The organism is Proteiniclasticum ruminis DSM 24773, from assembly GCF_000701905.1.
Lineage (GTDB): Bacteria > Bacillota > Clostridia > Clostridiales > Clostridiaceae > Proteiniclasticum > Proteiniclasticum ruminis.
Map to the genome: position 1 here is coordinate 45,328 of NZ_JNKC01000007.1, position 21,128 is coordinate 66,455.

The 21,128-nt window shown below is 43.7% G+C and carries 21 protein-coding genes; 5 read left to right on the top strand and 16 right to left on the bottom strand.

The window, feature by feature from the left end; translation table 11 throughout:
- Positions 1 to 162: 162 nt before the first annotated feature.
- Together T487_RS0109480 and T487_RS0109485 are read right to left on the bottom strand one after the other, a co-directional pair.
- Positions 163 to 1,245, bottom strand: coding sequence for an NAD(P)H-dependent flavin oxidoreductase (locus T487_RS0109480; protein WP_031576743.1), 1,083 nt, complete (start codon positions 1,243 to 1,245; stop codon positions 163 to 165).
- Positions 1,246 to 1,396: 151 nt separating this feature from the next.
- Complete coding sequence (locus tag T487_RS0109485) at positions 1,397 to 1,942, bottom strand: DUF6512 family protein (RefSeq protein WP_242848050.1); 546 nt, start codon at positions 1,940 to 1,942, stop codon at positions 1,397 to 1,399.
- 210 nt (positions 1,943 to 2,152) lie between these two features.
- Here T487_RS0109485 and T487_RS0109490 point away from each other — a divergent pair, with 210 nt between their 5' ends.
- Both T487_RS0109490 and T487_RS0109495 read left to right on the top strand, forming a co-directional pair.
- Positions 2,153 to 3,406, top strand: a complete 1,254-nt coding sequence (locus T487_RS0109490; protein ID WP_031576745.1) for a serpin family protein — start codon at positions 2,153 to 2,155, stop codon at positions 3,404 to 3,406.
- Between the two features lie 124 nt (positions 3,407 to 3,530).
- Complete coding sequence (locus T487_RS0109495) at positions 3,531 to 4,766, top strand: AI-2E family transporter (RefSeq protein ID WP_051651638.1); 1,236 nt, start codon at positions 3,531 to 3,533, stop codon at positions 4,764 to 4,766.
- 49 nt (positions 4,767 to 4,815) lie between these two features.
- Here T487_RS0109495 and T487_RS15955 read toward each other — a convergent pair whose 3' ends face one another.
- The 14 genes from T487_RS15955 to T487_RS0109575 all read right to left on the bottom strand — a co-directional run bounded on the left by T487_RS15955 (position 4,816) and on the right by T487_RS0109575 (position 19,269).
- Positions 4,816 to 5,388: a general stress protein gene (locus T487_RS15955; protein WP_051651639.1), complete on the bottom strand. Its 573-nt coding sequence runs from the start codon at positions 5,386 to 5,388 to the stop codon at positions 4,816 to 4,818.
- Between the two features lie 221 nt (positions 5,389 to 5,609).
- A complete protein-coding gene (locus tag T487_RS0109505) occupies positions 5,610 to 7,598 on the bottom strand; it encodes a PTS sugar transporter subunit IIABC (protein ID WP_031576751.1) in 1,989 nt (662 codons plus the stop codon).
- A 143-nt stretch (positions 7,599 to 7,741) separates the two neighbouring features.
- The gene (locus T487_RS0109510) at positions 7,742 to 8,578 is read right to left on the bottom strand and encodes a PRD domain-containing protein (RefSeq protein ID WP_031576753.1); all 837 of its coding nucleotides are present in this window, start codon (positions 8,576 to 8,578) and stop codon (positions 7,742 to 7,744) included.
- 82 nt (positions 8,579 to 8,660) lie between these two features.
- The gene (locus T487_RS0109515) at positions 8,661 to 9,875 is read right to left on the bottom strand and encodes an AI-2E family transporter (protein WP_051651641.1); all 1,215 of its coding nucleotides are present in this window, start codon (positions 9,873 to 9,875) and stop codon (positions 8,661 to 8,663) included.
- A 142-nt stretch (positions 9,876 to 10,017) separates the two neighbouring features.
- Positions 10,018 to 10,158 (bottom strand): hypothetical protein, encoded by a 141-nt coding sequence (locus T487_RS16450; protein WP_155953258.1) that lies wholly within the window; start codon positions 10,156 to 10,158, stop codon positions 10,018 to 10,020.
- Positions 10,159 to 10,634: 476 nt separating this feature from the next.
- Positions 10,635 to 11,576 carry a 1-phosphofructokinase gene (gene pfkB / locus T487_RS0109525; RefSeq protein ID WP_031576756.1) on the bottom strand — a complete coding sequence of 314 codons (942 nt, stop codon included), beginning with the start codon at positions 11,574 to 11,576 and terminating at the stop codon, positions 10,635 to 10,637.
- Positions 11,577 to 11,836: 260 nt separating this feature from the next.
- Positions 11,837 to 12,772, bottom strand: a complete 936-nt coding sequence (locus tag T487_RS0109535) for a DUF697 domain-containing protein (protein ID WP_176758094.1) — start codon at positions 12,770 to 12,772, stop codon at positions 11,837 to 11,839.
- Positions 12,773 to 12,929: 157 nt separating this feature from the next.
- Positions 12,930 to 13,919, bottom strand: a complete 990-nt coding sequence (locus tag T487_RS0109545; protein WP_031576760.1) for a ring-cleaving dioxygenase — start codon at positions 13,917 to 13,919, stop codon at positions 12,930 to 12,932.
- A 48-nt stretch (positions 13,920 to 13,967) separates the two neighbouring features.
- A complete protein-coding gene (locus T487_RS0109550; protein WP_031576762.1) occupies positions 13,968 to 14,576 on the bottom strand; it encodes a flavin reductase family protein in 609 nt (202 codons plus the stop codon).
- On the bottom strand, positions 14,573 to 15,490 hold the full coding sequence (locus T487_RS0109555) for a VOC family protein (RefSeq protein WP_031576764.1): 918 nt from the start codon (positions 15,488 to 15,490) through the stop codon (positions 14,573 to 14,575). The genes T487_RS0109550 and T487_RS0109555 overlap by 4 nt, the downstream gene beginning before the upstream one ends.
- Before the next feature lie 61 nt (positions 15,491 to 15,551).
- The gene (locus T487_RS0109560) at positions 15,552 to 16,001 is read right to left on the bottom strand and encodes a MarR family winged helix-turn-helix transcriptional regulator (RefSeq protein WP_031576766.1); all 450 of its coding nucleotides are present in this window, start codon (positions 15,999 to 16,001) and stop codon (positions 15,552 to 15,554) included.
- A gap of 175 nt (positions 16,002 to 16,176) precedes the next feature.
- On the bottom strand, positions 16,177 to 17,295 hold the full coding sequence (locus T487_RS0109565) for a DHHW family protein (RefSeq protein WP_031576767.1): 1,119 nt from the start codon (positions 17,293 to 17,295) through the stop codon (positions 16,177 to 16,179).
- A gap of 9 nt (positions 17,296 to 17,304) precedes the next feature.
- Entirely contained in the window at positions 17,305 to 18,699 is a 1,395-nt protein-coding gene (locus T487_RS0109570; RefSeq protein ID WP_031576768.1) for an MBOAT family O-acyltransferase, read from the bottom strand.
- An 81-nt stretch (positions 18,700 to 18,780) separates the two neighbouring features.
- Positions 18,781 to 19,269, bottom strand: a complete 489-nt coding sequence (locus T487_RS0109575) for a DUF4358 domain-containing protein (RefSeq protein WP_031576769.1) — start codon at positions 19,267 to 19,269, stop codon at positions 18,781 to 18,783.
- Between the two features lie 202 nt (positions 19,270 to 19,471).
- Here T487_RS0109575 and T487_RS0109580 point away from each other — a divergent pair, with 202 nt between their 5' ends.
- From T487_RS0109580 to T487_RS0109590, 3 genes are read left to right on the top strand one after another with little or no spacing between them, the layout of a single operon-like run.
- Positions 19,472 to 20,353, top strand: a complete 882-nt coding sequence (locus T487_RS0109580; protein ID WP_031576770.1) for a 2-hydroxy-3-oxopropionate reductase — start codon at positions 19,472 to 19,474, stop codon at positions 20,351 to 20,353.
- Complete coding sequence (locus tag T487_RS0109585; RefSeq protein WP_051651642.1) at positions 20,337 to 20,768, top strand: DUF2752 domain-containing protein; 432 nt, start codon at positions 20,337 to 20,339, stop codon at positions 20,766 to 20,768. The genes T487_RS0109580 and T487_RS0109585 overlap by 17 nt, the downstream gene beginning before the upstream one ends.
- Before the next feature lies 1 nt (position 20,769).
- Entirely contained in the window at positions 20,770 to 21,111 is a 342-nt protein-coding gene (locus tag T487_RS0109590) for a DUF4234 domain-containing protein (RefSeq protein ID WP_031576774.1), read from the top strand.
- Positions 21,112 to 21,128 lie beyond the last annotated feature (17 nt).

Here is a 21,128-nt window from a genome sequence, read left to right on the forward strand (position 1 = left end):
TCAATGTTCTATTCTTCTTTAACACACCTATGAACATTTATTGTCTAATAATTTTAATTTTATTGTATTATTTTTAAAATAGTTTAGAAATTCAGACATTCAAAACTCAATCTTTATATCAATACTTGATTGTCACTTGAATTTCATTCTATCACGTAACTATTAAACATATTTATTCATCTCATCTATGGTTTCCACGACCAGTTGCCTCATGAGCTCTCTCACTGATAAAATTTCAGACACCCGGTAGGCATTAGCACCTGCAAACACTAATCCCTCTTCTCCATGAACAGAGTGCATCAGTGCATCTGAAATGCAGTAGGGAGTAGTCTTTGGATCACAGGGTATGAGGCAGTTATAGCATCTTTTTACAGGTATCCTGCCTGCGTCCAGTTTATCGGTAAAAGTATTTCTGATGGCCCTTCCCGGCATGCCCACTGGGCTGTTCACCAGTCTGATGTCTTCCTTTTTTGCATTCACATAAGCCATTTTGAACTCAAGATCCGCGTCGCATTCCTCTGTTGCTACAAACCGGGTCCCCATCTGTACGCCTGATGCGCCGAGTTTCAGGTACTCTGCAATATCTTTGCCGTCATAAATACCTCCGGCCACAACCACAGGAATCTTCACCTGGTATTTTTCTTCAAAAGGCTTCAGTTCTTCTAGGACCTCTTTCAGGATGTCCTTCAGATCCATATAGCTTCCACTTTCCATGACTTCCTTCTTGAACCCTAAGTGTCCCCCTGCCATCGGACCCTCCACGATGAAAAGATCCGCAGGAATCGCGAACTTCTTATCATAAACCTTCGAAATCAGCTTTGCTGCTTTACCAGAAGACACTATTGGGGCAATCTTTGTTTTTGTCCCTTTGACCATTTCTGGAAGCTCCAGTGGAAGACCCGCTCCAGTGACAATGAGATCAATGCCTTCCTCCACAGCAGTTTTAATAAGTTCATCATAAGTAGTCATGGCAGCCAGAAGATTCACGCCGATGATTCCCTCAGGTGCAATGTCTCTTGCTTTTCTGATCTCTGCCCTTAATGCTCTTTTGTTGGCTTCCAGATTGTTCTTAAGAAAATCCTCTTCCTGGTAGCCAATCTGGACTCCCGAGATGATGCCGATGCCACCTTCTTTCGCCACTGCTCCCGCCAGTGAAGAGAGTGATATCCCTATCCCCATACCACCTTGTATAATAGGCCACTTAGGCAATAGATTCCCGATTTTTAGATGATTTAAAAGTTCCAATAGTTGTTTCCTCCCTTAATTCGATTCATTCCCATTATACAGAGGTATACTTTGATACTCAAAATATTAAGATAGAATTAAGAAAATCGAGAAGGAACTTGTACGGTCATACACTTCTTTTTCCTTCTGATGGAAGGCATCAGAACTCTTTTTAAGGCGAGATGAAGATGGGCAAGTTTGGGGGATAATACGTGAAATATCCCATCATGAGAGACAGCGAGATTACAATGAATATTCCCGTAGCTGCATAAATCCATCGTGGCTTGGAAACTCTATAGACATGAATGGCCAGAAGCTGTGCAACAGGGATGCTGACCATAGAGGAGAAGTTCACCCAAGAAGCTTCCATTTCAAAGGCGCCAGCCCACACATAATACCAGACCACAATAATAAAAACACCAAAGATCACACTGATGGCCATAGCCTGATGCCATCTTCTGAAGGAAAGCTTCTTCCTTTCTTTGTACACCAAATAGCCAGCTGTCCACCAGAGCACCGTTGGCCAGTAGACCATTTTCAGATGCTCCCAGATGCTCTCGTTCACTGGAGCAATGAGACTGACAAAAAAGTTCTCGCCAGACCATTCATAGGCAAAATGAAGCGATCCAGCGATCATCACAATCACAAAGATCCCTAGAATATGATAAGACCTGACAAACCTCATGACCCTTATTTCCTCCATATCTCCATACATCATTTCCACTCCTTTTGTCTCCATCGCTACATATACTATAGAACAAAGATGCGTACTGGATTTCACAGAATTATTATGGTTTTATTACATTTTCAAAAGACACCCATTGATGAATGAACAGTCAAATAAACACCTAAACTTTCACTCTACTGTAACCCATTCATTTATGAGTGGTGTATGATGAATAAAAAAGAGTAGCAGGAGGAATATCTTATGAAAAAAAACAGGATGACCCAATCACTTGGACTACTACTCAGTATATGTCTCTTATTATCCTTTGCTGGCTGCAGAAAAGCGGTATCGGCTGAAGACGGAAACCTCCTCGATGATCTAAAAAAAGAAACGGTGGAGAAAAGCAGTTCGTTCACAAAAGAATCTACGATGCCAGCGCTGAACTTCTCCTTTAATCTCTTCACCAGGAATCTTCTAAATGAAAACACACTGATTTCGCCTCTATCCGTACTGACTTCCCTCGGCATGACCGCAAATGGAGCGAAAGGCGATACGATTTCTCAGATGGAGGAAGTCTTTGGCATGGATCGGGAATCACTCAATCAGCTGCTGTACCTCTATACATCAAAACTGCCACAAAAGGACAAGCTGAAGGTCCATATGGCAAATTCCATATGGTTTCGGGATGGAGACCGATTTCAGATCCGCCCTGAATTTCTTCAGACCACAGTAAACTACTATGATGCCGGAATCTACCGTTCTCCTTTTGATGACAGCACAGTGAAGGACATCAACAGCTGGGTTCGGGAGCGTACAGACGGTCAAATCCCAGAAATCCTTAATCAAATCTCCAGTGACACTGTCATGTACCTCATCAATGCGCTCTCCTTTGATGCAGAATGGGAAACCATCTATAAAGAAAATCAGTTGCGTCAAGAATCTTTTCATGCGGATGACGGAACTCTCCAGAATGCCGATATGATGTATTCACAAGAGCAGCTCTACCTGGAAGATGGAGATACAAAAGGATTCATCAAGAAATATGCAGATGGAAACTACGCCTTTGCGGCAATCTTACCACCAGAGGACCTTCATCTCTCAGCCTATCTTTCAGACCTTACACCAGATAAACTGCGTGAGATTCTGGAGAACCCCATAGAAACCTCCGTTCAGACCATGATGCCAAAGTTCACCACAGAGTATTCTGTGGAAATGTCCGAGATTTTAAAGAGCATGGGTATGGAACACGCTTTTGATGAAGATCTTGCGGATCTATCCGGACTGGGTTCTGCAGGTGGAAATCTCTATATCAACAGAGTCCTGCATAAAGCAAAGATTGAAGTCCATGAAAGGGGCACAAAAGCTGGCGCTGCCACCGCGGTGGAAATAAACGAAAAATCTGCGGCAATTGATCCCCCAAAAACAGTCTTCCTGGACAGGCCTTTCTTCTATATCGTTTTTGACACAGAAAGTTACCTGCCGCTCTTTATGGGCACCACCCTCTATGTCAAATAGACAGTTCGGGAACCTGGTTTTCACTCAGGTTCCTTTCATTTATCAAAAAATTCATGTGGATTTAAACTTCCTGTGTTAGAGTAGATAGAACTTATATAGACTGTTAGAAACGGAGTGTGATCCTATGCATGAAAATTCCCCGGCACTTCTCCTCACCTTATCAGGTGCAGGAAGCGCTTTAGAAACTCTCATTAAGCTTGGTATACTGATTCTCATAGCTCTCATCATCTATTACCTCTTTCAAATCGGCAATAAGCAGGTAGACGAGAAAAAGAAGCTCCGGTATGGTATCCCGCAGCTGAAACTAACCTTCTTTGTCTTGTTGGGAATTGGTGTGCTCTGGTGGATCCTAAACAATCAGGATCTTCTTGTCCCCATCATCGTGCCTTTTGTGGTGGCCGGTGTTCTTGCCTATGCCTTCAATCCGCTGGTCAAGAAGCTCATGACGCTGAAACTGTCAAGAACTCTCTCCACTGCCATTATTTTTATTGGCATCACTCTTGCCATAGTCGGATTCTCCCTGGTGTTCTTCCCGATGATTGTAAAGGAAGTGAACAGCCTGGTTGCCATGCTGCCTGATCTGAGCCAGAACTGGTATGAAAAGTTCATAGCCTGGTATGAGGAAAGTATCGGCACAAATCCTAATATGCCGACAACCTTTGAAGGAGTCCTGGAATATCTGAATATCGAAGTAGAAGCCATCACCGACTGGCTCTTCCGTTCTTCAGGCACTCTTTTCTCGAAGATCGGTTCCTTTGCTTCCAGTCTTGTCCATCTGGTGACCATTCCTGTGATCATGTTCTATTTCATGAAAGATGGCGATAAGATTGCAAAGGGTGCTAAAAAGATGGTGCTTCCTAGATGGAGAAGCTGGGTCTTCCCTCTCTCAGAGAAAATTGATGGGGTTCTTGGGGGCTTCATCCGGGGACAGCTTCTGGTTGCATTTTTTATTGGAGTGCTCAGCTCCATCGCCTTACTGATTTTAGGCGTTGAATACTGGCTCATCCTTGGTATGCTGGCTGGCATAGGAGATCTTATTCCCTATATCGGACCTTTCCTGGGTGCAGTTCCTGCGGTCTTCATTGCTTTAACCACCGACCCTTGGAAAGCCCTTTGGGTCATCGTCGCTTTCCTCATCATTCAGCAGCTGGAAGGAAACCTCATTTCACCAAAGATTGTCGGTCACAGTGTTGGTCTTCATCCAGCCCTGATCATCTTTGTGCTTCTTGTGGGTGGTGCCCTTTGGGGCCTTGTGGGACTACTGGTTGCTGTACCTTTGGCAGGAGTCATTAAAGTACTCCTGGAGGCCATTCTCGATTGGTTCAAGAAACATTATCCTGCTATATTTGAAGCTTCATAATGAAGAAAAGCTCCTGGAAAATCCGGGAGCTTTCTTTCTGCCTGTGATTCTATAAAAGTCTACGTGGGTCTTTTAATGGATCTTCTGGATCCACTTCTTTTTCATCAAGATCAAGACCCGGATCTCCTCTTCGGATGCCATCCTTCTCATAGTCCTCTTCATCATAAAAGCTTAAAACCGCTTTTTCCTTGCGAACTTCATCCTCATCCACAAGAACCATAACATGTCCTTTCTCAAGACGTTCCAGATAGAGCTCCTTATAATCCTCATCCACTTCATACTGCTCCAGCACCTCCCGTAAATCAAGGCTTCTCCCATCAGCATACTGGGTCATGGCATCAGCGATGGGTCCAGCAGCAAGAACAGGTCCTCCTAATGGTGCAGCAATGGCTCCCATACCAAGGAAAAACTCTTCTGTGGTGGAAACCCCATCTTTTTTCCGATCTTCCATCGGAAGCTCCTCGATGACGCCCTCGGGTATCTCTTTCTTCAATGGATCGATCCATTCCCCTTCTTTCAAGAGCACTGAGATCTCATGATCCTGAAATCCGGACTCCTTCAGTCTCCTGATGGCTTTTAACGCCTGTTCTTTTGTTTCAAATATACCTGCAATTCTATTCATTATTTACCTCCATACATTTCTCATTAATGTGTTAGTAATAACTATAGAGAAGGAGTGAAAACGTAAGATGACCATTTCATCAACAGACGGGAAAGATTCGGTTAAAGGATTATAAACGGCTTTACAAGCCATTCATGAAGAAGCTTCCTCTGTGAATACACCTTTAAGAGCGTTCACCCAAAAGAAAAGAGAGCCCTCATTTGAGAACTCCCTGAAAACATCTATTTTACGATGAGCACATCCTGAGAAGGATTCACAAGTCCAGAAGCAATGACTTTCATCTCATGCACCTGATCCATGTTTGTCACCACCACTTCAGTGATGCTGGACTTGGCTTCCTGTCTTACAAGTGCCCAGTCTACCTCCATAAGAGGTGTCCCGATCTCCACTTTCTGGCCAATCTCAGCCAATCTCTTGAACCCTCTTCCTTCCATTTTTACCGTATCAATACCGTTATGAAGAAGAACTTCCAGTCCGCTTTCTGTGGTGAAAGCCAATGCATGATTGGTGTCAAAAATATGGGCAATCTCTCCACGGATCGGTGAAACAACGGTTCCTTCCTGTGGATCTATGGCGAAGCCGTCACCGATCATCTTTTCTGCGAAAAGAGCATCGGGAACCTCAGAAAGATCCAGCACCTTTCCTTTCACAGGAGAAGCCATGATCGTCTCTGTGACAGAACTTCCTGAAACGCCTTCTTTTTCCTTGCTCTTTGCACTTACCACTGTCACTGAATCAGGATTTTCCATGATGACTTTGATCTCATCTTTCAGTGCTTCAGCTTCTGTGCCAAAGATGACCTGAATCCCGCTCTGTCCCACTTCCAGAACTCCAGGGGATCCCAGGGCCTTGAGACGAGTTTTGTCTACTTTCTTGGTGTCAAAGACTTCCAGTCTGAGCCTTGTGATACAAGCATCAATGGCCTTGATGTTATTCGTACTGCCTAATGCTTTCAAGACCTCCATTGCTTTCTCCGTGACAGGAACCGCTTCTTTCTGAGTTTCGTCTATGTCTCTGCCTGGAGTTTTCAGGTCCAGTTTCTTGATGAGGTAATAGAATGCTGCGAAGTACAGAGCTCCGATGACGAGACCCACTGGAAGGAGCATCCATGGATTTCCAGCATTTCCTGTGGTGATGCTGACCGCATAGTCAATGAGAGATGAGGTGAAGGTTTCTGTGAGCCTTACACCAAAGAGATTCATCAGGAGGCCTCCAACAAAAGCCAGAGAGATGTGTACGATGTAAAGCACTGGAGCAACAAACATGAAGGCAAACTCAATAGGTTCTGTGATACCTGTGATGATGGAAGTGAGTGCTGCAGTAAGCATCACACCTCCGATGGCCTTTTTGTTCTTAGGCAGCGCTCTCAGGTAGATGGCAAGAGCAGCAGCTGGCAGACCGAAGATCTTCAGAGGATATTCAGCTGCTGTGATGGCTCCTGCAGTAGGGTCTCCAGCAAAGAATCTGGCAATTTCTCCCACATAAGTCTGTCCATCTGCTGCCACATAGGTGCCAAACTGTGTAGTGAATGGAGTCTTAAACACATGATGCAGTCCTGTTGGAATCAGCGCTCTGTTACCGAAGGCATAAATAGCACCACCCAGACGGAACCCAAAAATTTCTGCATCGATCGCCATCTGTCCTAGGGCATTGATGCCATTCTGGATGGGAGGCCACACAAATCCCAGGGTAACACCCAAAAGGATGGAAACCACAACCATGATGATGGGCACCAGTCTTTTGCCTTCAAAGAAGCCAAGTACAGGATGAAGTTTGGTTTTAAAGTATCTCTGGTAGATTTTCGCAGCAATGATACCAATGATGATTCCGCTGAAGACCCCCATATTGATAGGATCTGCAAGGTTCTGCGCTGCAGACATGATATCCAGCACTTTAATCAGCACCACATATCCTACAACGGCTGCAAGACCAGAAACAGCTTCTCCTGCTGTGAATCCTATGGCTACACCAACGGCAAAAATAAGGGGTAGGTTTTCAAATACAATAAGGCCACCGCTGAAAAGAACCTTCACAAACACATCCAGAACAGGACTGTTTGCTAAAGTTTCCGCCCCCGCCAGCTGCTCGATGATACGGGATAGTGCGACCATGAGTCCTGCCGCTGGCAGTACAGACACAGGAAGCATCAGTGATTTTCCGACTTTCTGCAAGATTGCAAAGAATCCACCGGATTTTTTCTTGGTTTTCATTAGATTTTCCTCCTTTAAATTTTGAAATCAGAGTATCACCGGGAATAAAAAAGGCATGAGCTCATACAGAAAGCAAAGGCCAAATAAACTTTGGTCTTCTTTCTTTGTATCAACTCATGCCTGATCGAATCAGTTACACGGAACTATTTTTTGCTGTGATTTAATTTGTATAAATGCAGGGCGATATACCCGATTTCGTTTTCAGGAACTACTATACCAATATTTTTCTTCAAAAGCAAGGCTATATTTTCCGAAATTTTATACTCGAAGGGAAAATCTTTTTTTATTTTATCCAGGAGAAGATTCTCAATGGTTTCATTTTTTACACAGCGCTCAATGAGTCCCCGGAGATGTGAAACCAGTCTGACACTGTCAAAAGAATTCTCTACAAGGGTGAGCTCAAGCTTATCTTCAATGTATGGAACCACTTGGCTGATGGCCTTCACATAGGACAAAGAGTCGGACTTTTTTCCACCCATTCGTCCGCCATGGATGTGGAACGTGATAAAACCTATTTCACTTTCAGGAATCTCAATATTCATCTGTTCCTTCAGAATTTCCACAGCCTTCTCCGCAATGGCATACTCTTTCTTATAAAGCATCCTTGTCTCCAGAAGAAAAGGATTCACTATTTCAATGCCTTCCCGGATCCTTGAAAGGGCAAAGTTGATATGATCTATGAGTCCGAAATGAATGTTCACATGGAGAGTTTCTCCAAGCTCCTTCTCAGCCATAGACACAATGTCCTCTACAATCTTTACAATCTTCTCGTCCGTTGTTTCCAGGAGATACTCATACTGATTTTTATTGGTTTCATCCACCTGGATGAACACATTCTCGATGAGATTCGATTCCATCAGGATGGACCCTTTTTTTTTGTTGAATCCGATGCCTTTACCGATGAGGATATACTCGTTCTGACCAAGGCTCACAAGAACCGCATTATTATTGAACGTCTTTTTAACCAGATAACTTTTCAAACACATCCCACCTTTTCAATACACTGATTCAACAGAAGAGGAAATCTCATTATCAAGAATGAATACCGCAGCTTCTATCCTTCTATTCTTCTTTTTTTAGCGCTTTATCCGTCTGACCTGATAAAACACCCGGTTCTCCATACTGGTCTGTAGTTACCGGCAGACCCTTTGCCTCCAGTTTCAGCTCCACATATTCCTTCACAATAGAATATACCAGCACAAATATAGGCACACCCACAATGAGACCCATGACCCCTAAAAACTTTCCAGCTACGAGAATGGAAAAAAGAATCCAGAAGGAGGAGATGCCAAGAGACTCACCAAGAATCTTCGGTCCGATGTAATTCCCATCCAGCTGCTGCAGAAGGAAAATAAACAATAGGAACCACAGGGCTTTCACAGGAGATACAAACAGTATGATGATGAAGGATGGTATGGCGCCGATGAACGGTCCAAAAAACGGAATGATATTGGTGACTCCAATGATAAAACTCACAAGCTCTGTATAAGGCATCTTGAACAGGCTCAGACAGACAAAAGCAATGATTCCGATGATAAGAGAATCCAAGACTTTACCCACAAGAAACTTACTGAAAATCGTTTGGGTTCTTGTAAGGAGCAAAATGGTCTTTTCCGCATGTCTTGGTGCAAGAACGCCATAAAGGACTTTCTTGCCAGTGGCAAGGAACTTTCTTTTGTCACTGAGAAGATATAGGGATACCACAATACCAAGGAAGACATTCCAGATGGATGTGGCCGTGCTTCTGATGAACCCCACCGTTGCAGGGAGGATCTCTTTCACCAGATTGTTGAGTGATACACTAAGCTCATCCCACCGCTCCTGCAAAAAAGTCACTACTCTTGGATCTAGTGTATAGCGATTATTCAGATCTTCAATGAGATTGCTGATGTTTGTGATATATTTCGGAAGTTCCATGACTAGACCTGTAATACTCGCTATAAGCTGAGGCAGAATGAACGCCAGAAACAGCGCAATAAAGGCTGCAGATGCAAAGTATCCTAGAATCAGCGAGAGAACTTCTTTCCTTCTACGGAGCTCTGGCTTGCCTAGAGCTGTTTTACTCAGCCATTTATCTGCAAATACCACTAGAAAATTGATCACATAGGCAATGACAAATCCATAGATAAACGGATAAAGAATAGACATGTAACGGCCTATGGCGTTCAAGAAACCATCCAGTCCCGACATAATAAGGAAAAAAAGAATTGAGGATGCGATGACAAGAAAGGCATAGACAGCGATGGTTGAATACTTTCTGTTCCAGTCGATTTTCACTCTGATCGGCCTCCAAACATATAATGGTTAAATTATACCGTACTTTTCCATGGTTTTGCTTAAGCTTAAAGAAGATTTCTTCAGGCTGAAAAAAAAAGAGCTGGAAAGAAGATGCACTTCTTTTCAGCTCTTTCATTTCTTCTTACTTATTTCTGTTCAGAAGTACCCAAAGAATATAGTTGTTCAGAGATCTGAAATCTTTTTCTGCTTCTTTAGCCAGTTCTTCCTTCAGTTCTACAGGCATAGTAAACAGAATCTTTGTTTTTTCATCCTTATTTTTCATCACGCATTCTCCTTTATATAATTATTGATTTCGTCCATTTCAGTGAAATCTATTTCCCGTAACTAATTATACTATAGATATCATGAAATGTTAAGAGTACATCACATAATGTTAGAGTGTTTCTTGAAATATTTATAAGTCTATCTCAACCGACAAAACATTATACCAAGGAAAAGCCATCTATAGCAATACTTATTTTTGTGGCATCACTCCCATTGTTTAAAGAATAACAAAATATCCAGATATCATATTCCGTCAATACAACGAAGAGAATAGATTCCCTAAATCCGTGAATCACATACAGAATGGATGTTTTATACACGCGTGTTCACATTTGAAATGATGCCTTATCTATCTATAGGACATTCACCTTAAATATAAAGACCATTTCTCGCATCATGAGAACAGAGCTTTCATCTGTATCACTTCTCTTTACCAAAGGCACATTAATATCACACTAATAACAGCAATTATATTTATCTCTTCCACCCTTTTATTTTTCTCTCTGCATCTTTAACATGCGCATAAATTTCTTCTTTCGTCGCAGCCTGAGTTCCTTCTTTCATCACCGCAGCTGCTCCACTGGCCTGGGCCAGCGTCAGCATCTCTTTAGGATTCATTTTCATTTCCAGTCCAAAGGCAAGAGCAGCCACCATGGCATCTCCAGCACCTACGGTGCTTCTCACTGGAACTTTCAATCCTTCTGCCATAAATGTATGATGATCCGTAAGTAAAATGCTGCCTTCTGCTCCTCTGGATATGAGAACCAGCTGAATCCCTTTTTTCACCAGCTTTTCTCCTTCATGGATCATCTCATCCACATTCAATGCTTCTTTTCCGACAATGCCCGCCAGCTCTCTTTCATTTGGTTTTACCATATACGGTATTTCATGAATAGCTTGAACCAATGCCTCGCCTTCTGCATCCACAAGGACTCTTGCGCCTTTCTCTTTAGCCATTTTAGTAAGAGTTCCATAGATCTCTTTAGGTACGCCCTGACTGACTCCGCCAGAAAGCACCACCAGGTCTCCTTCCTTTACCAGAGCATGATATTTATCATAAAAGTCAGAGAGCTCTTCTGGAAGAATCTCCGGTCCAGGCTCATTGAACTCTGTATATTCTTTCCTCTCCTCATCTACAACCTTGATATTTGTTCTAGTATTCCCGGAGACGCTCTGAAACTCATCTGTGATGCCAATGCACTTCAGCTCTTTTCTGAACACCTCCTCCAGGATGCCTCCAAGAAAACCTGTAGCAGTTGAAATCATGCCCAGCTCCTTCAGAACCTTTGAAACATTGATGCCCTTTCCACCCATGTCATTTCTTGTAGAGTCCACCCGGTTGACCTCTCCCATGGATACTCTATTCAGCACCAGGGTCTTGTCCAAAGCCGGATTCAAGGTTACGGTTATAATCATTTAATGGCGCCTCCTTCTTATCTTCTAATTTTTTCCTTGATTTTCATACGGTGCGGCCAGCTCTTCTTCCCGAACGCCTGCCGTACTGACTGCCGTGGATTCCTTCTTTTTCTGAAAGCTCATAACCTTTCCTCTGTATAATCCAGGCTGCTCCATAGTCTTTCCGATGTTCCTTTGATTGTAACAAAATACCCTACAGAGTAAGCACCTTTTTTGGGTTGTCTACTCTATAGGATATATTTTACCCGATACTTTCGTATTTATTCTGTTTCCCGATTCCCGCGAAAAATCTTTCTTGCACTTCCCTTGGCTGCCTTCGCGAAAGCCTTGACAACTTTTCCTGAATTTTCTCTTACAATACTGCCCATGAGAGACACCGCTTCCAGGGTAGCGCTTCTGCGCACCTCTTTCTTATCTGCTTTCACAAGGCTCTCTGAATATTTTTTCGCCATGGCGCCCACCCGAAGATAAAGAAAAGTGTTCATGGAGCCTTCCGTAATGGAATTCACCAAAAGATTGGTCACATAGACCGTGCCAGGCAGAAGGCTGCCCAGGCTTCCGCCTAGGATCCCTGCAAGGACAGGCTCCAGCTGCTCGTCCAGAAGATCCAGATCTTCAATGGATCTTGCCAGCATCACCGTTCCGAAAACATTACTGTAAAGATAAACAAGTTCTCTGGCTGTTGGCTTCTGATAATAGATTCTTGCCACCTGGTAGATCATTTTTGTGAGGGTCACCATCATAAAAAGACCATCCAAAGAGCCATTTTGAGAAATGGCAGTGGTGAGAAATACGGAGGATGCGCCATCCCGGATTTTCCGGTCCGCCTCTCGTCTTAAAATTCCTCGAGCCCTTAGGATATCCTCCAGAATATACTCGTCCTCTCCAAAGACAAACCCAGATTCAAGAAGCGCTGGATTTTTTATCATCCTTTCTTTCAGATGAAGAAGATATCTTTTGTATTCTTCCCCTTCTGAGCTTTCCGGAAACTGAGGTTTTCTTTTCAGAGAAAGAAAGAGAGAAAATGGAACGCCCAGAAGAACCCCAAAGAGGAGAATCACAAGGACCAAAGCAGTGTATCCAATATAGGGGTGTATGCTGTATGCATTCCGGTAAAGCGTTCCCGTTTCATTGAAAAGGACCAAGAGAAAAAGAAGAAAAAGCGCAAGCGAAAGGAAGGTCAGTCCTTTTTTCAAACTGCTCCACAAGTCTTCCAATGTATCACATCCTCACTATTTTCTTTCAGTATAATCTAATCTCTGCCTTTTTCACAATAAATGTAAAAACAAGAAGAAGATCCCCAAAAAAGAAGAAGGATGAACGTGCCATCCTCCTTTTCTTAAGCCTTATAAACTACATCTTCTCATATTCTTTTTCAAAGGTTTTGGTGCTTCTCACAGTATCCAGCGGCCTTACAAGACCCTCAATCTCTTCTCTCTGCCCCTCAAAGTAAGGTGGAAGCGACAGCTTTTCTCCTACGGTTTCATAAGGCTCATCCTGCATAAAGCCAGGACCGTCTGTGGCCAGCTCAAAGAGAATACCACGATCCACATTGGCATAAAGAGAACCAAAATAGAATCTCTCCACAAAACCGGAGTTTCTGAGTCCAAATCCCTGGTACCGCTCAATCCATTGTTCCAGCTCTTTTTTGTCCTCTACTCTGAATGCCACATGGTGCACTGTACCATAGCCTTGTCTTGCAAAACCTGATTTCTGATCTTCTTCTACAATGACGCTGGCTCCGTTTCCGCCTTCTCCCATCTCAAAGAGGTGGAAGGCATTTTCAGACGCGGTTTCTCTCATCATGTACACCTGTTCCAGAACCTTTTTGAAATAGCTGTACTCCGGAATTCTAATGAAGATCGGTCCAAGTCCTGTGATGGCATACTCCAGTGGAATGGGTCCTTTTTCCCAGGGTGTTCCTGATGCGACTCCTTCATTCTTCTCATCAGATATGAGCATATACTTCTGATCATCAAAATCCGAGAAATAGAGGACTTTTTTGCCAAAGAACTCCGTGATGCCTTCCTGAGAAATGTTCAACCTGCTGAAGCGGGCTTCCCAGTATCTTAAAGCTTCATCTGTTGGTACGCGGAAAGATGTTCTTGCAATCTCATTGGTCCCATGGGTACCTTTCGAGATGCCAGGAAAATCAAAGAACGTCATGTCGGTTCCTGCACTCCCCTTATCGTCTGCAAAAAACAGATGGTAAGTCTGGATGTCATCCTGATTCACTGTTTTCTTTACAAGTCGAAGCCCTAAGGTGTAGGTAAAAAACTCATAGATTTTTTCTGCGCTGCTGGTGATGGCGGTGACGTGGTGTATTCCTTTTAACTGATTCATTGTTCATTCCTCCAAATTTTCATTTTTATCACATATTGTCATATTTTTTTACTCTGGCCTTTCCAAATGGATCGTCTCTCCCAAAGTGCTGTAGTTTGCTCCTGCAAGCCTCGCAACAGGATCAAACGCATCCATTCGGATTCTTCCTTCGTCATGGATCTCCTCAGAAAGATGCGCATAAACCACTTTACCAAGAAGAAAATCTGCAGTGGTTTTTCCATCTTCTTTTATCTCCAGATGGTCATAGAGTATACATTCCATCCGGACCTTGGCCTCCGAAACTCCTGGCACAGAAATTTTCGTGCTCTTCTTGATACTGAGACCTGTTTTCTCGATCTCGCTTTCTTCCGGCGGCAGAGAAGCGGCGCTCCCATTCACTGCAGTGAGATTCGTCTTATCCACACCATGAACCACAAACTCTTTCTGGCACAGAATATTTCTGGCCGTATCCTTCATGACTCCGTTTTTTCGTTGAATGGAAAGAGAAATCAAAGGCGGCACCGTGGATACAATACTGAAATAGCTGAAAGGTGCTCCGTTAAGCACTCCTTTCTCCGATAGGGAAGTCACAAAAGCAATGGGTCTAGGCACTATGGTGCCTGTGAATAGCTTGTATACCTCCCGCTCCGATAGAGTGCTCAAGTCTTTTTCAATCATTTTGTTACCTTCTCTCTCAGCGGTATGAGGTGTTTCGTGAGCTCTTCTCTTCTTTTCTCATACTGTACTGGCAGTTTCAGAGTCTCGCCCAGAAAGGAAAGAGGTTCATCCACTGAAAAACCAGGGGTATCTGTGGCAATCTCAAATAGGATTCCTCCCCCTTCTCTAAAATAGATGGCGTTGAAGTAGTTTCTGTCCTTCACTTCGGTCACATAATGCCCCTTATCCGCCACATGACTTTGCCAGGAAAGATGGTCCTCGTCGTCCTGGGCTCGAAAGGCGATGTGATGCACTGTCCCCACGGAGAACTCTCCCCGCTCATAACTTCTCTTGTCCACATCGATAATGTTTCCAAGATCCGCTTCACTTCTGAACCTCACATAGATCTCATCTTCTTCACCTTTCTCATACCCCATGGTTTCTGAAAGGGCTCTCATGGTCTTCTCTGGGGCTACGGATAAAAGCACAGCACCTGAAAACCCGAGAATCCCTACACTGGCATCCTGTGATCTCTGAGGTAGCTTTTTTTCCGTTAACTCCAGATGGAGTCCATGAACATCCTGAAATCCAAGATACCGTTCGCCAAATCTTTCGGTATAGTCAGAAGAGATCCCAAATGCTTTCAGTCTTTCTTCCCAGTAGGATAAGGATCCTTCGGGCACCGCATAGACCGTGGTTCCGACCTGTCCCCCACCTTTTCTTCCTTTTCTAGCACCAGGCCAGGGGAAGAAGGTGATGATGGTGCCTGGATCTGCGGTCTCATTGCCAAAATAAAGATGATATGTACCAGGATCATCAAAGTTCACCGTCTGCTTCACCAGTCTAAGGCCCAGCACCGTCTCATAAAAGTGAAGATTCTCCCTGGGGTCCCCAACGATGGCGGTGATGTGATGGATTCCTTTTGTTTTTTTCATAGTGCTCACTCCATTAATTCAAACTCGTATATCTCTAATTCGAGATATTATGGTAAATTTTTTAAACTTCTTTTGCATGAAAACCAAGCTTTTTCAGTTGGGTTAACAGCACTTCCTTCTCTTCCAGCGGAAGACCTCCCATGATTCTTGCAATAGTTTCCTGATGCTGTGGAAATATCTCATCCATAAACCTCTTTCCTTCCTCCGTGATTGACGCGAAGGTAATTCTTCGGTCTTCTGGTGAAGGCACTCGCTTTAAGAAATTCTTCTTCTCCAGCTTATCCACCACATAAGTGATGCTGCTGCTGGAAATAAGAACTTTCTCTCCTATCTTCTGAATGGGCTGCTCGCCTTTGCTGTAGATAAACTCCAATACTGCAAACTCCGTGGTGTTCAGTCCATAACTTCTTATGTCTTTCTCCACACTTTTCTTGATGGCATCCAGGGTTCTTGTGAGTACCACAAAGAGTTTCATGGATATCTCTTCCTCTTTTCTTGTCACTATGCCCATATGGATCCCCCTTTTTTATCTTCAATTCATTTATCTTTGATTCGAGATAATTGTACCCAATTTGATAGATTCTGTCAAGCGTTTTTTCTCAGTGAAAAAATGAAGTAAAAAAGAGCTCAGTAAAGGCCAAGCTCTTCTTTCTTACTAGTGTTGATCACTGAGCAGCGTATTCTGTTTATTTCGCAAGTTTCATGAGGTTTTCGTCTTCTCCCACGCTGTCCATACCATAAATACAAAGTACCCGGTCAAATCCATTTTCTTCCAGATAATCAGAAAGAGGCAGATTGAAGTAGCGAAGATCCAGATAATGGACTTCCTTGAAGGTATCCACCAGAAATGGCGACATAGCATTGGCATTGCTGTCTTTGAGCACCAGCACCTTCTCGTCATAAAGCGCATCCTCATTTCTGATTTCAATGAGGGGATCATTTCCGTTTAAGTAAGCCGCATATTTATCTCTGGTGCTGAGCCTTTCCTCAAAGATGATCCGGTCCTCCTGGATTTCTGTAGCCGGATAATACACCTTCAGGTCAGCTGCCTCTGCTTCATAATAGATAAAGAGTTCGCTGCCTGCGATGTTTCCTCTGAACTTGGAATAAAAAGTCCCTTGGAATCCGTCCACCAGCACAGGATCATAGGAATCAAGCTTTACAGGCTGAAGGTCCATGCTGTCCATGAGCGCTTTGTACCCTTCATAGGCTCCACTCTGTGTCCAGTGGTGGTCTGTTCTGAAATATATTCCCTCTTCCCGGTGGGGCGACAGCACTTCTATGCCGTGGGGTGCACCTGTGGGCTTCAGTGTCTTCATGATCTCCTCGTAATACTTTTCCTCCTTCAAAGGGGTGTAATATTTGGGAAGATTCTCAGTCAGCACCAGCTGGGATGGAGGAACAATGAAGATGCCGATGGGCAGACTGCTTTCATCGCTTAAGGTGATCAGGGCGTCTAAATTCTTCCTGAAGATGGTTTCCTGATAGTTTTTTGGCTTACCAAAAAGATATCCGCCTTTTCCGTAGTAGATGCCATTATTCTCTTTTTTCTGAAGCAGAACCTCAACATCCGACTTCAGATTGATGAAGTTCTCCCTCAGTGGAAACTGGTCTTGCACAAAGGCTTCCAGACGCTCTGCCAGTACTCCGGATTTCAGAAGTTCTTTATCAATTTTCACAGTAGATGTTAAATATCTGTTTTCAAGATCCGAGAATATCCTTCTCTCCAGCAGCACATTGCTAAGAAGGGGCACAAACAGAAGACCTAACAGGATGATGAGATATATTCTTTTGTTTTTTATCATAGCAGTCTCCTAAAACCTGAAATATAAGAACGGATTATATGCGCCATCTACGATGTAAGCCAAACAAAGAATAAAAAGAACGCCTTCCAGTGCTGCAAAAATCACATGGCTTCCTTTTTTCATCTTAAGTCTCCGATAGGTTCTGTAGGGGTAAGGGGTTGAAGCCACAGCAAGAAGTAAAAACAGCAGACTGTATCGGGACGTATAAAAAGGAAACAGGCTGTCGCTGAAGGCATTCTGGAAAAGCATCGCTTTCAGGTACCCGAAAAGGTGAGAAAGGTCTTCCAGAGCAAACACTGCAAAACTGAGCCCCAGAATGGTCAGTGTATAGAAGCGCCTTACAGCTGAATTTGTTTTGGACAGCAGCTCTAGAAGAAATGTCTTCTCAAAAAGAAGAACAACAGCAAAAACAGCTCCCCACAACAGATAGTTCCAGGCAGCGCCATGCCAGAATCCTGTCAGGAGCCAGACAATGGCGATGTTTCTAAGCGTCTTCACCTTTCCTTTCCGGTTTCCTCCCAAAGGGATATAAACATACTCCCGGAACCAGCTGCCAAGGCTCATGTGCCATCTGCGCCAAAACTCAGTGATACTTTGGGATGTAAGGGGATAATTGAAATTCTCCAGAAAATCAAACCCAAAGATCTTTCCAAGCCCGATGGCCATGTCGGAATAGCCGCTGAAATCAAAATAGATCTGAAAGATAAAGGCCGCCACGCCAAGCCAGGCAGTGACAAAGGACAGATCCCCCACGGGAAGTGACCTCACCTCTTCCCATAACAGTCCGATGCTGTTTGCAAGAAGAACCTTTTTTCCGAGCCCCAAAATAAAGCGTTCAATGCCTTCTCTAAGCGTGCTCTCTGTGATCTCCCTGTTCATGAGCTGCTTTTCCACGTCCTTATAAATGACGATGGGACCTGCGATGAGCTGGGGAAACATGGACACATAAGCGCCAAAGGTGATGAGATTCTTCTGGGCTTTTGTGTTGCCGCGATAGACATCAATGCTGTAGGACATGGTCTGGAACGTGAAGAAAGAGATGCCCACAGGAAGGGCGACTCTCAAAAGCGGGATCTCCCACCCAAATACAGCATTCATGTTGGTCAGGAAAAAATCTCCATACTTAAAAAAGCCCAAAAGCCCCAGATTCAGCGCTATGGAAAGGATAAGAAATAATCTGGTCAGCATCTTATTTTCTCGGAACTTCTCAATGAGCAGTCCATTGGTGTAATCAATAAGGATGGACAGAATCATCATAGTTATGTAGATGGGTTCTCCAAAACCGTAGAAGATGAGACTGACCAGAAGCAGCAGACCATTTCTTGCTTTCTTCGGTACTGTATAATACAGCAGTATGGTGATGGGCAGAAAGTAAAAAATAAAAGTGATACTGGAAAAAACCATCAGGAGCTCCTCATTTCCGTGAAAAAAAGCTTATACTCACATATAAGCTTTTTTCTTCATGCATTTTTTATTTCTTATGTTTTATTTGAAAAAATTCTGGAAAATTTCTTTTGCATCCGCTGAGTTCTCATGGATGATGAAAATAGCATACTTGCCGTTGGATTCCGCATAGTAATTTTTTGCGTTCTCATACTGGTCTGGAAGATACTGCTCAAAGCTTTTCTGAACATCTCCAGCTCGTTTTTCAATTGCAGCCATGACTTTCTCCATGTCTTTCGCATCTTTCACTTTAAAAACTGAATGTTCTTGTGTCGTGACGTTCATCATCGGCACATTGGCATCATATTCTTCCAGAATGGATGCATCCAGTCCATAAAACTGCTGAAGGGTTTCAGCATCCAGCTTGATCATAGCGCCGAACTCCAACTTTTCTGTGACCTTCTGGGTGATTTCCTCCACCTTCACGTTCACATCTTCATTCCCAGGTGTTTCTTCTGCTTTTTCTCCGCAGGCTGTCAGCCCAAGTACCATTATACTGGCTAAAGCCAGCCCCAGTAATTTCTTTTTCATATAATCCTCCATAATTCATAATTCATTTATTGTTCGTGATACAAGAAGTATTATACGGCGTCTTCTTCCATCCAAGGGTTACAATGCCGTAACATCAGAGTGACAAAATTCTTTCTAGAAAAAGAAACCATCTCTTTCTCAAAATAATCCATGAGCTATGTTATACTATTTTCATAGTATAACAGATAAGGGGTGCATAAGGGTGAAAGTTGGTTTTATTGGTCTTGGTATCATGGGAAAACCCATGGCGATGAATCTCATGAAGGCAGGTCACACTCTCAAGGTCTACAACAGGTCTAAGGGTGCCGTGAAAGAGCTTGTGGCCTTGGGTGCCGAAGAAGCAATATCCCATGGAGATGCAGCGGTAGGTGTGGATGCCCTCATCACAATGCTTCCAGACTCTCCAGATGTCCGCTCTGTCATGATCGGCGAAGAGGGGGTCATAAAGTACGCAAAAGAAGGACTTCTTTATATTGATATGAGTTCTATCCTTCCGGAGGTTTCCAGAGAAGTAGGCAATGCTCTGAAAGAAAAGGGGATCGATATGCTGGATGCTCCAGTATCCGGAGGCGATCTTGGCGCCATTGCCGGAACCTTGGCCATCATGGCAGGCGGAGAAGAAAGCGCCTTTCAAAGAGCCCTGCCACTTTTTAAGGCCATGGGCAGCTCCTATGTCCTGGTGGGACCTCTTGGCAGCGGAAACACCGCAAAACTCACAAATAATATGATTGTAGCCGGAAACATAGCCATCCTTTCAGAGGCTCTGATGCTGTGCAAAGAGTCCGGTACAGACCTTACGAAAGTGCTGGATGCCATCAGGGGAGGATCTGCTGGTTCTGCTGTTCTTGAAACAAAATCTCCGAAGATTTTGAAAGAAGACTATAAGCCGGGCTTTAAGATTGACCTTCATATCAAGGACCTGAAAAACGCACAGATTACCGGTGGAAAACTGGGACTTCATATGCCCATTACAGACCTCACCTCTTCCATGTATGAGGCGCTCAGCAAGGAAGGACTCGGTGATATGGACCACAGCGCTCTCTTTACCTATTTTGAGAAAAACCATCATGAGAAAAATTCCTGATTCCTGGAAGAAAACGGTGAGTTCCAAGAATAATGCAGTGATGTTTCTGCTGCTTCTGGGATTCTTCGTCGGTATCAGCTTTCTCTCCGAACTCTACGGAACGGGCAGCATCTGTCTTATTTATAACACCACAGGTGTTCCATGTCCTACCTGTGGCATGACCAGGTCTTATCTTGGGCTCTTTCGAGGGGATCTAAACAGTGCACTTCTGTTCCATCCTTTGTTTTTTCTGGTGCCTGTTCTCTTCTATGCGTTTCTATTCCAGAAAAAGAAACTGATGGTTGGCCTCTTTATCCTATTTCTTCTTGTATACATATACCGTATGATTGTTTATTTCCCGCATACAGAGCCAATGATCTATCAAAGGCACTCCTTGTGGGGACGAATCATAAACTTAATGGGGAAGGTGTTTTAAATTGAAAAGAAATGTCGTCACATCTATTATTTTGAGTATTCTTACCTGCGGAATCTATTCCATCATCTGGACTGTTTCTCTGAACAACGAAGTGCAGAGAATGAATGGGGATGAGGAAGACGGGCTTTCGGTGCTTCTACTCAGTATTCTCACCTGTGGAATCTACTTCCTCATCTGGAACTACCGAATGGGGCAGCGGATCGAGAAAGCAGGAGGAAGAAATGAAGGCATCATCTATCTGCTTTTGGCCGTATTTCAGCTGAGTATTGTTTCTCTTGCTCTCATGCAGGTGGCCTATAATGACCTTCTGGACAGAGGTGCTGGAGCCAGCGGAAGTTACTAAAAAAAAAGCGTGGAGGG

Coding starts and splice junctions, on each gene's coding strand:
- T487_RS15955 (WP_051651639.1), bottom strand. CDS start 5,388: ATGAATAGAATTGCAGGTATATTTGAAACAAAAGAACAGGCGTTAAAA.
- T487_RS16450 (WP_155953258.1), bottom strand. CDS start 10,158: ATGAAAAATAAGGATGAAAAAACAAAGATTCTGTTTACTATGCCTGTA.
- T487_RS0109490 (WP_031576745.1), top strand. CDS start 2,153: ATGAAAAAAAACAGGATGACCCAATCACTTGGACTACTACTCAGTATA.
- T487_RS0109545 (WP_031576760.1), bottom strand. CDS start 13,919: ATGAATCAGTTAAAAGGAATACACCACGTCACCGCCATCACCAGCAGC.
- T487_RS0109570 (WP_031576768.1), bottom strand. CDS start 18,699: ATGGTTTTTTCCAGTATCACTTTTATTTTTTACTTTCTGCCCATCACC.
- pfkB (WP_031576756.1), bottom strand. CDS start 11,576: ATGATTATAACCGTAACCTTGAATCCGGCTTTGGACAAGACCCTGGTG.
- T487_RS0109495 (WP_051651638.1), top strand. CDS start 3,531: ATGCATGAAAATTCCCCGGCACTTCTCCTCACCTTATCAGGTGCAGGA.
- T487_RS0109555 (WP_031576764.1), bottom strand. CDS start 15,490: ATGAAAAAAACAAAAGGAATCCATCACATCACCGCCATCGTTGGGGAC.
- T487_RS0109585 (WP_051651642.1), top strand. CDS start 20,337: ATGAGAAAAATTCCTGATTCCTGGAAGAAAACGGTGAGTTCCAAGAAT.
- T487_RS0109550 (WP_031576762.1), bottom strand. CDS start 14,576: ATGATTGAAAAAGACTTGAGCACTCTATCGGAGCGGGAGGTATACAAG.
- T487_RS0109575 (WP_031576769.1), bottom strand. CDS start 19,269: ATGAAAAAGAAATTACTGGGGCTGGCTTTAGCCAGTATAATGGTACTT.
- T487_RS0109560 (WP_031576766.1), bottom strand. CDS start 16,001: ATGGGCATAGTGACAAGAAAAGAGGAAGAGATATCCATGAAACTCTTT.
- T487_RS0109485 (WP_242848050.1), bottom strand. CDS start 1,942: ATGATGTATGGAGATATGGAGGAAATAAGGGTCATGAGGTTTGTCAGG.
- T487_RS0109505 (WP_031576751.1), bottom strand. CDS start 7,598: ATGAAAACCAAGAAAAAATCCGGTGGATTCTTTGCAATCTTGCAGAAA.
- T487_RS0109565 (WP_031576767.1), bottom strand. CDS start 17,295: ATGATAAAAAACAAAAGAATATATCTCATCATCCTGTTAGGTCTTCTG.